Annotated in this window: 12 protein-coding genes and 2 pseudogenes; 6 read left to right on the top strand and 8 right to left on the bottom strand. The window is 67.6% G+C overall.

Going from position 1 to position 11,291, the window contains the following annotated elements; genetic code table 11:
- Both ACPXB3_RS18530 and ACPXB3_RS18525 read right to left on the bottom strand, forming a co-directional pair.
- Positions 1 to 251, bottom strand: a pseudogene (locus ACPXB3_RS18530) (HNH endonuclease); the annotation flags it as partial.
- Between the two features lie 21 nt (positions 252 to 272).
- Positions 273 to 494 carry a hypothetical protein gene (locus ACPXB3_RS18525; protein WP_425728972.1) on the bottom strand — a complete coding sequence of 74 codons (222 nt, stop codon included), beginning with the start codon at positions 492 to 494 and terminating at the stop codon, positions 273 to 275.
- A 300-nt stretch (positions 495 to 794) separates the two neighbouring features.
- Between ACPXB3_RS18525 and ACPXB3_RS18520 the strand changes: the two genes are divergently transcribed.
- The 3 genes from ACPXB3_RS18520 to ACPXB3_RS18510 are packed head-to-tail and all read left to right on the top strand — an operon-like array spanning position 795 to position 3,200.
- Positions 795 to 1,964 (top strand): acyl-CoA dehydrogenase family protein, encoded by a 1,170-nt coding sequence (locus ACPXB3_RS18520; RefSeq protein ID WP_425728970.1) that lies wholly within the window; start codon positions 795 to 797, stop codon positions 1,962 to 1,964.
- Between the two features lies 1 nt (position 1,965).
- Positions 1,966 to 2,442 carry an LLM class flavin-dependent oxidoreductase gene (locus ACPXB3_RS18515; RefSeq protein WP_425703990.1) on the top strand — a complete coding sequence of 159 codons (477 nt, stop codon included), beginning with the start codon at positions 1,966 to 1,968 and terminating at the stop codon, positions 2,440 to 2,442.
- Positions 2,439 to 3,200, top strand: a complete 762-nt coding sequence (locus ACPXB3_RS18510) for an LLM class flavin-dependent oxidoreductase (RefSeq protein ID WP_425728968.1) — start codon at positions 2,439 to 2,441, stop codon at positions 3,198 to 3,200. Before ACPXB3_RS18515 ends, ACPXB3_RS18510 begins: the two co-directional genes overlap by 4 nt.
- 30 nt (positions 3,201 to 3,230) lie before the next feature.
- Here ACPXB3_RS18510 and ACPXB3_RS18505 read toward each other — a convergent pair whose 3' ends face one another.
- The 5 genes and pseudogenes from ACPXB3_RS18505 to ACPXB3_RS18485 all read right to left on the bottom strand — a co-directional run bounded on the left by ACPXB3_RS18505 (position 3,231) and on the right by ACPXB3_RS18485 (position 6,402).
- Positions 3,231 to 4,091: an HAD family hydrolase gene (locus tag ACPXB3_RS18505; protein WP_425703992.1), complete on the bottom strand. Its 861-nt coding sequence runs from the start codon at positions 4,089 to 4,091 to the stop codon at positions 3,231 to 3,233.
- Positions 4,088 to 4,237: a hypothetical protein gene (locus tag ACPXB3_RS18500; RefSeq protein WP_425703993.1), complete on the bottom strand. Its 150-nt coding sequence runs from the start codon at positions 4,235 to 4,237 to the stop codon at positions 4,088 to 4,090. The genes ACPXB3_RS18505 and ACPXB3_RS18500 overlap by 4 nt, the downstream gene beginning before the upstream one ends.
- Before the next feature lie 69 nt (positions 4,238 to 4,306).
- Positions 4,307 to 4,417, bottom strand: a pseudogene (locus ACPXB3_RS18495) (DUF4440 domain-containing protein); the annotation flags it as partial.
- A gap of 207 nt (positions 4,418 to 4,624) precedes the next feature.
- A complete protein-coding gene (locus ACPXB3_RS18490) occupies positions 4,625 to 5,404 on the bottom strand; it encodes a lysophospholipid acyltransferase family protein (protein WP_425703994.1) in 780 nt (259 codons plus the stop codon).
- Between the two features lie 2 nt (positions 5,405 to 5,406).
- Positions 5,407 to 6,402, bottom strand: coding sequence for a polysaccharide pyruvyl transferase family protein (locus ACPXB3_RS18485; protein ID WP_425703995.1), 996 nt, complete (start codon positions 6,400 to 6,402; stop codon positions 5,407 to 5,409).
- Between the two features lie 346 nt (positions 6,403 to 6,748).
- On the opposite strand from ACPXB3_RS18485, the gene ACPXB3_RS18480 reads away from it, so the two are divergent.
- The 3 genes from ACPXB3_RS18480 (at position 6,749) to ACPXB3_RS18470 (ending at position 10,622) form a co-directional block, all read left to right on the top strand.
- Positions 6,749 to 8,380 (top strand): Rieske 2Fe-2S domain-containing protein, encoded by a 1,632-nt coding sequence (locus ACPXB3_RS18480; protein ID WP_425703996.1) that lies wholly within the window; start codon positions 6,749 to 6,751, stop codon positions 8,378 to 8,380.
- Positions 8,381 to 8,417: 37 nt separating this feature from the next.
- Positions 8,418 to 9,035 (top strand): TetR/AcrR family transcriptional regulator, encoded by a 618-nt coding sequence (locus ACPXB3_RS18475; protein ID WP_425703997.1) that lies wholly within the window; start codon positions 8,418 to 8,420, stop codon positions 9,033 to 9,035.
- Positions 9,036 to 9,167: 132 nt separating this feature from the next.
- Positions 9,168 to 10,622, top strand: a complete 1,455-nt coding sequence (locus tag ACPXB3_RS18470; RefSeq protein WP_425703998.1) for a lipase family protein — start codon at positions 9,168 to 9,170, stop codon at positions 10,620 to 10,622.
- 16 nt (positions 10,623 to 10,638) lie between these two features.
- Here the strand turns inward: ACPXB3_RS18470 and ACPXB3_RS18465 are convergent, their stop codons facing one another.
- Complete coding sequence (locus tag ACPXB3_RS18465) at positions 10,639 to 11,214, bottom strand: hypothetical protein (protein ID WP_425703999.1); 576 nt, start codon at positions 11,212 to 11,214, stop codon at positions 10,639 to 10,641.
- Between the last annotated feature and the right edge of the window lie 77 nt (positions 11,215 to 11,291).

Here is an 11,291-nt window from a genome sequence, read left to right as displayed (position 1 = left end):
TCGGCCATCTGCTTTTCGGCGTTGACCTTGATGTCGTGGTCGACCTGGTGCGGGATGTCGTCGAGGACGTCGATCACCACCCGCGAATGTGCGGGCCCGACCGCACCCTCGGCGAACGCCTGCGCCAACGTGGGGTACTTCGGGGCGAGGGGTTCGCCGGTCAACCCGTGATAGGTGGCGGTGGCGGTCATCTGCTTGCGGCGGCGCATCGGCTCCGACACGCGTAAACCGACGACCAGCATGTCGAGCACCGACCGAAACCCGAACCGGCGCTACGCATTCCGGTCCGATAACTCGACGATCTGCCGGTCACCCTGAAACGTCAGCTTGTTGATCGCCCGTTCATTGGCTGCCGCGACCTCCAACAACGACTCATCCGAACACTGCGACAGATCCGTCGCAGCCATCTGATCGAGAAGGGCATGCAACAACGTGGCCTGCTCATCCGGTGCGAGCTGCGGAAGCGCAAGAGCCGGCAGGTCGATCGTTGTCATTGTCACCCCCCAGTGAATACGACCAAAGTGAATGCGATCAAACATCAGTTCGTCGCTGGTGCGTTCGAGTCTACGCCCGATCTATCCGGTCGGCAACCATCGATCGAAAATACTTTTGACGAATTTCGGATCACAAGAGGTCCGCGGCGTTCCTACACCATCGCCGCACCTGGGTCGAGTTCACATCGTGCCGGTTCTTATCCTCGGCGACTCGTGACGGCAGCTCTACGGTCGATCTGACGTCCGGGCCACACTTCCGTCGCAGTTGATCCGATGCCCGGCCCCACCGGAAGGCACGTCATGACTCACCTTGCCCCGCCGTCGAGAACCGGTTGGCTCATCCCCACCGACACACTCCAGCGATTCCGCGAGCGCGCGATCGTCCACGATCGGGAGAACACCTTCTTCGCCGACGATCTCGCCGACCTCATCGAGCTGGGATATCTGCGTGCCGCACTTCCGGTCGATCACGGCGGTCTCGGACTCTCCCTACACCAGCTCAACGCCGAGCAGCGACGCCTGGCCACCTTCGCGCCGGCGACCGCTCTCGGCATCAACATGCACCTGTACTGGACCGGCCCGCTCGCCGACCAGCTCAACGCCGGCAACACCGAGAATGCTTGGCTCGCAACGGAGATCGCGGACGGCAAGGTCGTCGCCGCCGGACACGGCGAACCCGGCAACGACCTCGTCATCGACGATTCGACGACGATTGCGATCCCGGTCGAGGGCGGCTATCGCCTCACCGGACACAAGATCTTCACCTCGCTGTCGCCGGCGTGGGACTGGCTGGGCGTGCACGCCCGAGACAACTCCGACCCGCAACACCCGAAGATCGTCCACACCTTCATCCGCCGCGACGAGCCCGGCGTGTCGACCGTCGAGACCTGGGACACCCTCGGGGTCCGGGCCACCGCCAGCCACGACACCCTGCTGGAGGATGTCTTCGTCCCCGCCGAACGCACCGTCGGGATCGTGGACCTCGGGCAGCCGCCGACCGGGTATGTGGCCGGGATCTTCCCCTGGGTGCTACCACTTCTGGGCAACGTCTACCTCGGGATCGGCCGTCGCGCACTGGATCTGGCGATCGCGTCGGCGTCGGCGCGCAGCGCGCTGTCCCTCGGCGGACAGTCGGTGGCGCACAAGCCGTTCACGCAGTATCACGTCGCCGAGGCCGAACTCGCACTCGAGGCCGTCACCGGACAACTCGATGACCTGACCACGTCGCTGACGGCCGGCGAAGATCTCGGCGACCGCACCCTGTTGCGGTTGTTCGCGGCCAAGGAGAACGGCACCCGCGTGGCGCGCACCGTCACCGAGCTCGCACTCGAGATCGCCGGCGCCGGTGCGCTGCACCGTCGCAACGAACTCGAACGTCTTTATCGCGACGTCCGTGCGGGCAGCTTCCATCCGCCCAACTCCGATGCGGTACGCGCCTACATCGGGGCGTTCGCGCTCGGGCTGGGTTGACTTGGCGCCGCAGCCCGTCTGCGACCCCGTCATCGATGCGCGCTCGATGGTGTTGCGGATCGCCGACGTCACCGGAGTGAGCGGGGCCCTCGCCCTCGCCCGCGACGCGGACCGCCACGGGACGGCGTCGCTCGTTGTCGACCCACAGCCCGGCGCCGGCGTCGACCCGTTCGTGGTGGCCGCGGCGATCGCCGTGGCGACCGCCTTCACCCGGATCGGGGTCGTCGTCGGACTGGATACGTGGCGTCCGTATCCGCTCGCGCGACGCCTCGCCCAACTCGACCAGCTCTCGGCCGGGCGGATCGCGTGGAGTCCCGCCGATCCCGATCCGCGCCGTCGCATCGAGGCGATCGGCGTGGTCACGTCGCTGCTGACCTCGCGGGCGCCCGATTCCGTGCCCGCCGGACCCCAGGGCGCGGTGCCGGTCTTCGTCGGCGCCGACCGTCCGGACCGATGTCGCGTGGAGGACCTCTGGTGACGCCAATACCGTTGCTGCTGGCCGATATTCCCGTCTTCGACGGCCACCCGGACTCCTACCTGGAGTTCGCCTCCCACCTGCCGTGCGGTGGCTTCTTCGCCGCCTGCCTCACCGACGAGATCGGTGCTGCCGAGCCATCCACCCTTGCCGCGGCCATCGTGGCCGAGTTGCCGGATCTGACCGTCGTGGTCGCCGCCTCGACGGTCGACGCGTCCGGCGCGCAACTTCACGACCAGTTCACCACGCTGCAGTCGCTCTCGAACGGCAGGATCGGGTGGGAGATCGTCACCGCGGCCGATCCGGCCGAACCCGTCGTCGACGATCTCCTCGACCGCTGGGGAGATGATCGCCCGCTGTTGGTGCACGCCGCGACGACACCGGCCGGGCGCAGCTTTGCCGCCCGATATGCCGATGTGGCGCTCGGAGCGGCGCCGACCAAGCAGGCCGCCAAGGCGTGTCGCCGAGAACTGCGCCGACGGGCCACCGCAGCCGGCCGCGACCCGGACGACATCTGCTTCATCCCAACCATTTTCACCACGGTGCACGACACCGGCGGCGAGGCGCCCACCCCCGCCCGCAGCGACGGACATCTGTCGGTGAGCGGTACCGGCGCCGACGTCGCGGCGGTGATGAACGCGTGGGTCGGCGATCGGGCCTGCGACGGATTCTTCGTCAAGTTCGCGCACAACAACCCCGGAGCCGCAGTCGATTTCGTTCGCGAGGTTGCGCCCCTGCTGTCGGCGCCCGGCCTCGTCTGACCACGGCCTCGGCTGACCCGGCGTCGGCGCTTACCCGAACCAGCGTGCCAACACCCGCGCCACACCGTCCTCGTTGTTGCCGACGGTGACCTCGTCGGCGGCGGCGAGCGCGGCGGGATGCGCATGCCCCATGGCGACACCGTGACTCGCCCAGGTGAGCATCTCGACATCATTGGGCATATCACCGAATGCGATTGTCGATGACCCGTCGCCCCCGGTGTGCTCCAACAGCTTTCGTATCCCCGATGCCTTGTGGGTGTCGGGCAGCGAGAGTTCGACGAGACCGTTCTCGGTGGAGAAGGTCACCTCGGCCAGATCGCCGATCGGAGCCGAAATACGCTGCGCCATCTCCGAACTCGGCATTCCGGGGGCTCGGATCAACAGCTTGACGGCGGGTTCGGTGTAGATCTCGTCGTCGCCGACCTCGACGTGATCGGGATTGAGCCACGCATGCTGATAGCCGGAGGTCGCGACGAACGGCGGGGTGGCCGCATCGTGCGCGGAGCGGCCCACCCGCTCGGCGGCGATCCCGCACCCGGGGATCTGCGCCGTCGCGATGGCCCCGAGTTCGGCGAGGACCTCGGGGGCCAGGGTCGCCGCCGACAGCACCCGATCATGTTCGACGTCGTAGACGATGGCGCCATTGGCGCACACCGCATGTCGGATACGTACCCGCGACGGGTCGAACTGGTCGGTGATCTCGGCGATCCAGCGCGGCGGGCGGCCGGTCGCCAGCACGAACTCCGCGCCGGCATCGCGTGCATTGGCCAGGATCGACTGGGTGTAGGCCGACACGCGGTTCTCGTCGTCGATCAAGGTGCCGTCGACGTCACTGGCGATCAGCGTCGGGGCGGCAAGGGATTCCGGATGCACACCACCGGACGCGGTCACCGGCGTGCCCTCCGGCCGCGCGCCGCTGCCTGCTTGTCGACGTCGGCGTCGGGTGCGACCCCGATGCCGACCTTCTGGGCCCGGACGAGCGTGTTCGCGACGATCTCGAGGGCCCGGAACACCGGTTCGGAATCCGCGTTGGTCATCCGGCAAGAGTATCGGGGCCGCCGCGTCCGGCCCTATCCGGTGGGCGGCACGAACTCGGGCTGATGGAATGGTTCTTCGGGAATGAAGGTCGGCCGATGGGCCGGCACCTGCGCCCACAGTTCGCGGATCGCGTCGCGGCCGGTGGTCACCTGTCCCGGCGGATACGCCAGGACGGCGTCAGCTCGAGTATTTCGCCGCCGTCGCCCATCCGGACCGTCGTCGACCGGGCATGCGGTGAATTACGCATCGGCATCGAGGCGACGTCGCCGGATGCGATCGCCGGTCTGGTCCGCGGTGACGGCCTTTGTGGCGTTCGCCCGGGACGCGTTCGGTATCGCGGCACCCAGATAGCCGGTACACAGATAGCCGGTGCGAAACCTGGTGAACTACTGCTCGTCCGGGGCGCCGGCGGGCCGCGGCCGCGCGGCGCGGCGGGCGGCCCGGGCGGCCTGCTCCTCGGCGTCGAGCCGGTTGGCCTCCTCGAGCGTCGGTGCCGACCCACCGAGGCGCGCCGGCACCCAGAACTCCCCTTGGGGATGTTCGCCATAGGCGTCCTGCAACTCCAGGAGCTTCTCGCTCATCGCCTTGTGCAGCTGCGCGGTGAGGGTGTCGGCGTCACCGACCGGTTCGATCGGCTCACCGACCCCGATCATGATCTGGTAACCGGTCCGTCCCAGACGTTTCGGGTGACCTTTGGTCCACACCCGCTGCGCACCCCAGATGACGGTCGGGATGAGCGGGGCGTGCGCCTCCAAGGCCATCCGGGCCGCACCGGATTTGAATTCCTTGAGCTCGAAGCTGCGGCTGATCGTCGCCTCCGGATAGACGCCTACCAGCTCACCTTGCTTGAGGTAGTCGACGGCGTCGTGGTAGCTCTGCGCGCCGTCGGCCCGGTCGACAGGAATGTGCTTGAGCGCCCGCATGATCGGGCCCGAGTACTTGTTGTCGAAGACCTCTTTCTTCGCCATGAAACGCACATAGCGATGACCCTGCAAGAACGCGGGGATACCGGCATAGGTGAAATCGAGGTAGCCGGTGTGGTTGATGGCGACGACTCCCGGCCCGCTCTTCGGGACGTTACCCACTCCGGAGACCTTGAACTTCAGACCTTCGGCCAGCCACAGCAGCCGGGCTGCGGTGATCACGGTGCCGTACACGGGTTCCATGGTTAGACCCTAGCGCCCGTCCGCAGCACCTCGCCGACGAGCTCATCGGCCTGATCGGTCGGCGCCCGGGCGGCGACGGCACGCGCCGCGGCGCGACCTTCCGCCGACAGACACCAGGCGAACCACCGGTCGAACTCACTCCCCTGTTGCTGCCTGGTCTCGGCCGAGATGAGTGCAGGCCAATGCAGCGCCCGCGCCTGCGCAGTCACCTTGGCGCCGTGACATCTCGGCCCGCTCGCTTCGCTCCCGGCGCCGTGACATACCGGGTCGACCGCCACCACCGGCACGCCCGCCCGCAACCCCAGGACCAGTCCGTGCAGCCGGGTGGTGACCACCGCGTCCACCCGGCGGATGGCCGAACAGAACTGGTCGGGGTCGCGGAATTGGGCGTCCGGCCCGAGCCGCGTGTCGAATTCGAGTACCGCGCAGGTTCGCTCCCGGAGCGCGCCCTCGATGGCCTCATGTACCTCCTCGTGCCGGCCGCGCTTGCCGTACTCGGCCTGCCCGGGCGCCCGGATCCAGGCGACGACGGGCACCTCGGCCGTGCTCGCGGAGAACGCGAGGTCCACCCGCGGCGGTCGATCGGCCGCGGTCATGGTGACGTCGCGGGGCAGGACCGAATCGAATCCGGTGACGGCCGGATCGTGCGGGTCGGGCACCGAGACCCCGACCGCGATGCGGCGGCAGTGGGCAAAACGCCGGTGCAGCCACTCGAGTTGGCGGCCCGCGACCGGACCACAGATGAAGACCACGTGCGTGTAGCGCCCCGGGTCGACGTCGTCGAAGGACAGCGCGCCCGGACGGAACCCCGGACTCCAGCAGACATCGTGCGGGACGCCCTGCGCGGTCAGCGCCGCGTCGATGCGCGACACCGCCAGCACATCCCCGGCGGTCGCCTCGCCGTGCCGGAAGGCCGCCCAACTGGTCAGCAGGACGCGCGGATCGCCGCACCCCGCAGTACCAGAATGCGGGCCGGTCCCGACATCTATCGGCGCCATGGCGTCCTCCACTCGCTGAGCGTTCTCGATCGTGTCCGAACTACCCGCAGCCCGCGGATTCCACACCTGCTCGGGGCCCGAACGTCCCCAGATTCAGTCAGCGGACCGTTCGATCTCGGTTCCGAACCCCCGTCGACCCGGCATTCCTCGCCGACTATTGCCACGCCCGCGCGGTTGGGGTCCCGACACGTCTGATGCGGGGGCCGGCGCCGACACCGCGCCACTGGCCGGATTCGCGCGGTCGGGACCGACGGCCCACGACGCCCGGTGCGCCGGGCCGATAGATTGGTGTGTCGAATGCTCCGCCCGCGCGCGCCGCGCGCGCACCTGTCAGGAAAGGCCTAACGTGCAGATCACCAGCATCGGTCACGCCGGATTCCACATCCAGACCACGGCCGGGTCGATCCTCTGCGACCCATGGACCAACCCCGCGTACTTTGCCTCCTGGGTGCCGTTTCCCGACAATGCGGAGCTGGACTGGAAGAGTCTGGGCCAGTGCGACTACCTGTACGTCTCGCATCTGCATCGTGATCACTTCGACGAGGCGAACCTGCGTGACAACGTCAGCAAGGACGCCACGGTGCTGCTGCCGGATTACCCGGTGCCCGATCTCAAGCGGGAGCTGGAGAAGCTGGGCTTCACCAAGTTCGTCGAGACCACCGACTCGGAGAAGATCACCGTCGAGGGCCCCAAGGGTTCCCTCGACGTGATGATCATCGCGTTGCGCGCCCCGGCCGACGGACCGATCGGCGATTCTGGTCTCGTCGTCGACGACGGCGAGACCGTGGTGTTCAACATGAACGACGCCCGGCCGATCGATCTCGACGTCATCGCCGAGCAGTTCGGCCGCGTCGACGTACATCTGCTGCAGTACTCGGGGGCGATCTGGTACCCGATGGTCTACGACATCCCCCGCAAGTCCAAGGCCAATTTCGCCGCGCAGAAGCGTCAGCGCGGCATGGACCGGGCCCGCTCCTACATCGAGCAGGTCGATGCCACCTGGGTGGTGCCGTCGGCCGGGCCGCCGATGTTCCTCGACGACGACCTGTTCGCGCTCAACGACTTCGGTTCCGGGATCGACTCGCCGGAGAATCCCCGCCCGGGCGATGTGACGTCGATCTTCCCCGACCAGGAGACCTTCCTGGAGCAGATGCGCATCCACGGCACCGACGACGGCGAGAAGCATCGCGGTCTGCTGATGGTGTCGGGGTCGGTCGCGGGCTTCACCGGTTCGGCGCTCGACGAGATCACCCACCCCTATGCGCCCCACGAGGTCTTCGGCGAGAACAAGCAGGCGTACCTGGAGCGCATGAAGGAGAAGTTCACCCCGGTCATCGCCGCCGACAAGGCGACCTGGGCCCCGGCCGAGGGGGATCCGCTGCTGCCGGCACTCAAGGAACTCTTCGAACCGATCATGGGCGCGTCGGATCTCATCTGCGACGGCATCGGCTACCCGGTCGGCCTGGTGATGGCTCCCGGTGGCGCCGGCAAGAACACCCCCGAGTCGGCCACCGAGACCGTCGTCCTCGACTTCCCGAACCGCATCGTGCGGGAACCGAAAGAAGGAGAAGGCAAGTACCGCTACGGTTTCCGCATCGCCACCGAATTGGTGCGGACGGTGCTGCGCGATCAGGAGCCCGACTGGGTCAACACCATCTTCCTGTCCACCCGGTTCACCACCTGGCGGATCGGCGGTTACAACGAATTCCTCTACACGTTCTTCAAATGCCTCACCGACGAGCGGATCGCCTACGCCGACGGCTGGTTTGCCGAAGCGCACGACGACTCGTCGTCGATCACCAAGGACGGCTGGGAGATCCAACGCCGCTGCCCGCACCTGAAGGCCGACCTGTCGAAGTTCGGCGTGATCGAGGGCGAGAAGCTGACCTGCAATCTGCATGGCTGGCAATGGGATCTGCCGACCGGGCGCTGCCTGACGTCCAAGGGCCACGAGTTGCGGTCGAAACATCTCGAGTGACATGCCGGTCTCGCGTGACGTGGGAACCTCGAAGGAGATGACAGGACCGGCGCGCCGCTACGGTGGCCGCAGTGTCGCCGACCGGCTGGCCGAACGGCGTCGACGCTTCCTCGACGCCGCGCTCGCCGAATTCGCGACCGCCGGCTACACATCGTCGTCGGTGACCTCGATCTGCAAGGCGGCGGGCCTGTCGCGCCGGCAGTTCTACGAGCTGTTCGACGACCGCGAGTCGCTGCTGATCGCACTGTATGACGAGATCCAGGGCGACGCCCGCACTGCCGTGGCACAAGCGTTGGGCGACAGCGCTTCTGGTGATCGAAAACATCTGGCCACGGTGGCGATGCGCGCCTACGTCGAGTCGGTGGGATCGGATTTCCGTCGGGCGGAGGTGTCCTTCGTCCAGATCGTCGGTGTGAGTCCGGCCGTCGAGCAGCATCGACTCGACTCGCGTGCGGAATGGATGGATTTCTTCGTCGCCGGGATGAGCGAGTTCGCCGGCCGCGAACCCGGGCCGCGCGACGCCGAGCTGGCGACGGGCTTCGTCGGCGCACTCACCGCGGTGATCCACCGGTGGAGCCTGACCCCCGAACCGCACCACATCGAGACCGTCGTCGACGTGCTCGCCGACATCCTCGTCGCCTTCATCGACATCTGAGCAGTAGGAGACATCTGAGCAGTACGGGATACGCGTCACCCGAGTCCGCCGGTTGTGTCCCGTGCCACAACCGTGTACCTTCACCCACGGTGTGAGACACCTGCGTCTCACATATGGGAAAGGTGACAGTAGATGCGTCGGGGATCCATGGGCAGACTTCGGTATCGAATATTCGCGTTGCTGGCGGGCACACTGATCGCCACCCCGGTGGCCACCGCGTTCGTCGCCGGCACCGCAGCCGCCGCCCCGACAGCACCCGCGACGAGCGGCGTCCGGGTCGCACCGGCGCTGCCCTTTCCGGTCCCGCCGGCCATCCCGGAGTTCGACAAGGGCTTCTACCAGCCACCCGCATCGGTGGTCGCGTCCAAGGCGCCGGGTGAGCTGATCTCGGCGCGGCGCGTCAATCTGGCCGCATTGTCGGTGGCCCCGATCAACGTCGACGCCTGGCAGATCTCGTATCGCTCGACCAACACGCGCAACCAGCCGATCGCGGCGGTGGCCACCCTGATCAAGCCGCGCGGACCCGTTCACCCGGGCCCGTCGAAGCTCGTGTCGTGGCAGTCGGCCGAGGACTCCACCGCGCAGTACTGCGCACCGTCGTATGCGATGCAGCAGGCGTCGATCCCCGGCCAGCTGACCGGGTCGGCGGATTCGACCTATGAACTGCTCCAGATCACCTCGCTCGTCGCCGCCGGATGGTCGGTGGTCATCCCGGATCATGAGGGCCCGGATTCGGCGTTCGCCGCCGGTCCACTGGCCGGCCGCATCACCCTCGACGGCATCCGTGGCGCGCGTAACTTCGCCCCGCTCGGGCTCAAGCCCGATCTGCGCGTCGGGCTGATGGGCTACTCCGGCGGCGCCATCGCGACCGGATGGGCGTCGGAACTGCACAAGTCGTATGCACCCGAATTGCCGATCGTCGGCGCCGCCGAGGGCGGGGTGCCGGCCAACATCCGCGCACTGGTCGACCTGGCGAACAACAATGCGGCCTCGGGTCTGATCATGGCCGGCATCATCGGCGTCAGTCGCGAGTACCCAGAGCTGGCCCACTTCCTCGATCAGCACATCAACCCCTTGGGCCGGGCCCTGATCGCGGGGAAGAATCCGCTCTGCCTGTCCTATCAGGCGGCGCTCGCCCCGTTCGTCAACATCAAGGGCCTGTTCCCCGGGCCCGGTGATCCACTCGACGCGCCGGGACCGCGAAAAGTGCTGGACCAGTTGAAGATGGGCAAGACGGTTCCGGACTTCCCGATGTTCGTCTACCAGTCGAACCCGGACTGGATCGCCCCGGTCGGACCGGTCAACAAGCTCGTGTCGACCTATTGCGCCGACCCGAACGCACGTGTGCGCTACGTGCGCGACCACTTCAGCGAGCACATCTCGCTGGCGGTGGTGGGCTTCGCCCCGGCGATGGTCTGGATGCAGCAGCGACTCGACGGCAAACCCGCCGCGCGTGGATGCTCCACCAGCGATCAGGGGTCGATGACACTCGATCCGCAGAACTGGCGGCCCTTCGTCAACCTGGTCGGCAACAACATCGCCGCCCTGTTCCAGGCGCAGCTGGGCAATCCGCCGGTGCGGCCCTGAGGGTCGGCGAAGTCGGTCAGCGGTGCCGGGCGTCGGCGTCGTCGCGCGCATCGAAGAGCGTCCACACCGGCCCGGTGAGCAACCAGATCACGGTGACCACCCCGAGCATCGGGAAGATGCCGCGGAGATCATCGGCCTGCTGTGCCGAGGCAACGGTGACCGAGAGAACCAGGATCGCGCCCGTGGCGATCGCGGCGGCGATCAGCCACTGCCCGAACGCGAGCAACTCGTGCCGAAATGCGGCCGGTCCGGATCGCGGTGGTCGCGGTGGTGCTTTCGCCCCGGCGAACCAGTGGGCGAAGCGCGCATCCGTCCACGCGACGATGCTGTGCCCGAAGGCGGCGGTCTCGCCCAGGTAGATCCCGGCCAGCCGATGCACGATCGTCACCTCGGCGCCGTGCGAAAGATCAACGGCGACAGCGATCAGCAGGACCACATCGACGACGGGCACCAGCGCGAGGATCACCGTCGAGGGACGTCGGCGCCGCAGCATGTAGCGCACGGACAGACCGCCGATCACCAGCGCCCAGAAGCCGATCTCGCATCCGAGGATCACCCAGAGGACCGGCGAGTGCAGGACGTTGTGTGACATGCCTTCACGATCCGGCGCAATGCCGGGCGGGTCGTCGGCCATCCCATCGACCCGGTGTCGCCCCTGGGTCGTCATCC

Source organism: Gordonia sp. DT219 (assembly GCF_049847065.1).
Lineage (GTDB): Bacteria > Actinomycetota > Actinomycetes > Mycobacteriales > Mycobacteriaceae > Gordonia.
Note: the sequence above shows the minus strand (reverse complement) of the source record. Positions and strands in the feature narration are given on the sequence as shown.

What these genes read in the sequence shown, in the direction of transcription:
- ACPXB3_RS18465 (WP_425703999.1), bottom strand. Translation starts at nt 11,214, where the DNA reads ATGTCACACAACGTCCTGCACTCGCCGGTCCTCTGGGTGATCCTCGGA.
- ACPXB3_RS18475 (WP_425703997.1), top strand. Translation starts at nt 8,418, where the DNA reads ATGACAGGACCGGCGCGCCGCTACGGTGGCCGCAGTGTCGCCGACCGG.
- ACPXB3_RS18500 (WP_425703993.1), bottom strand. Translation starts at nt 4,237, where the DNA reads ATGACCAACGCGGATTCCGAACCGGTGTTCCGGGCCCTCGAGATCGTC.
- ACPXB3_RS18470 (WP_425703998.1), top strand. Translation starts at nt 9,168, where the DNA reads ATGCGTCGGGGATCCATGGGCAGACTTCGGTATCGAATATTCGCGTTG.
- ACPXB3_RS18525 (WP_425728972.1), bottom strand. Translation starts at nt 494, where the DNA reads ATGACAACGATCGACCTGCCGGCTCTTGCGCTTCCGCAGCTCGCACCG.
- ACPXB3_RS18520 (WP_425728970.1), top strand. Translation starts at nt 795, where the DNA reads ATGACTCACCTTGCCCCGCCGTCGAGAACCGGTTGGCTCATCCCCACC.
- ACPXB3_RS18485 (WP_425703995.1), bottom strand. Translation starts at nt 6,402, where the DNA reads ATGGCGCCGATAGATGTCGGGACCGGCCCGCATTCTGGTACTGCGGGG.
- ACPXB3_RS18490 (WP_425703994.1), bottom strand. Translation starts at nt 5,404, where the DNA reads ATGGAACCCGTGTACGGCACCGTGATCACCGCAGCCCGGCTGCTGTGG.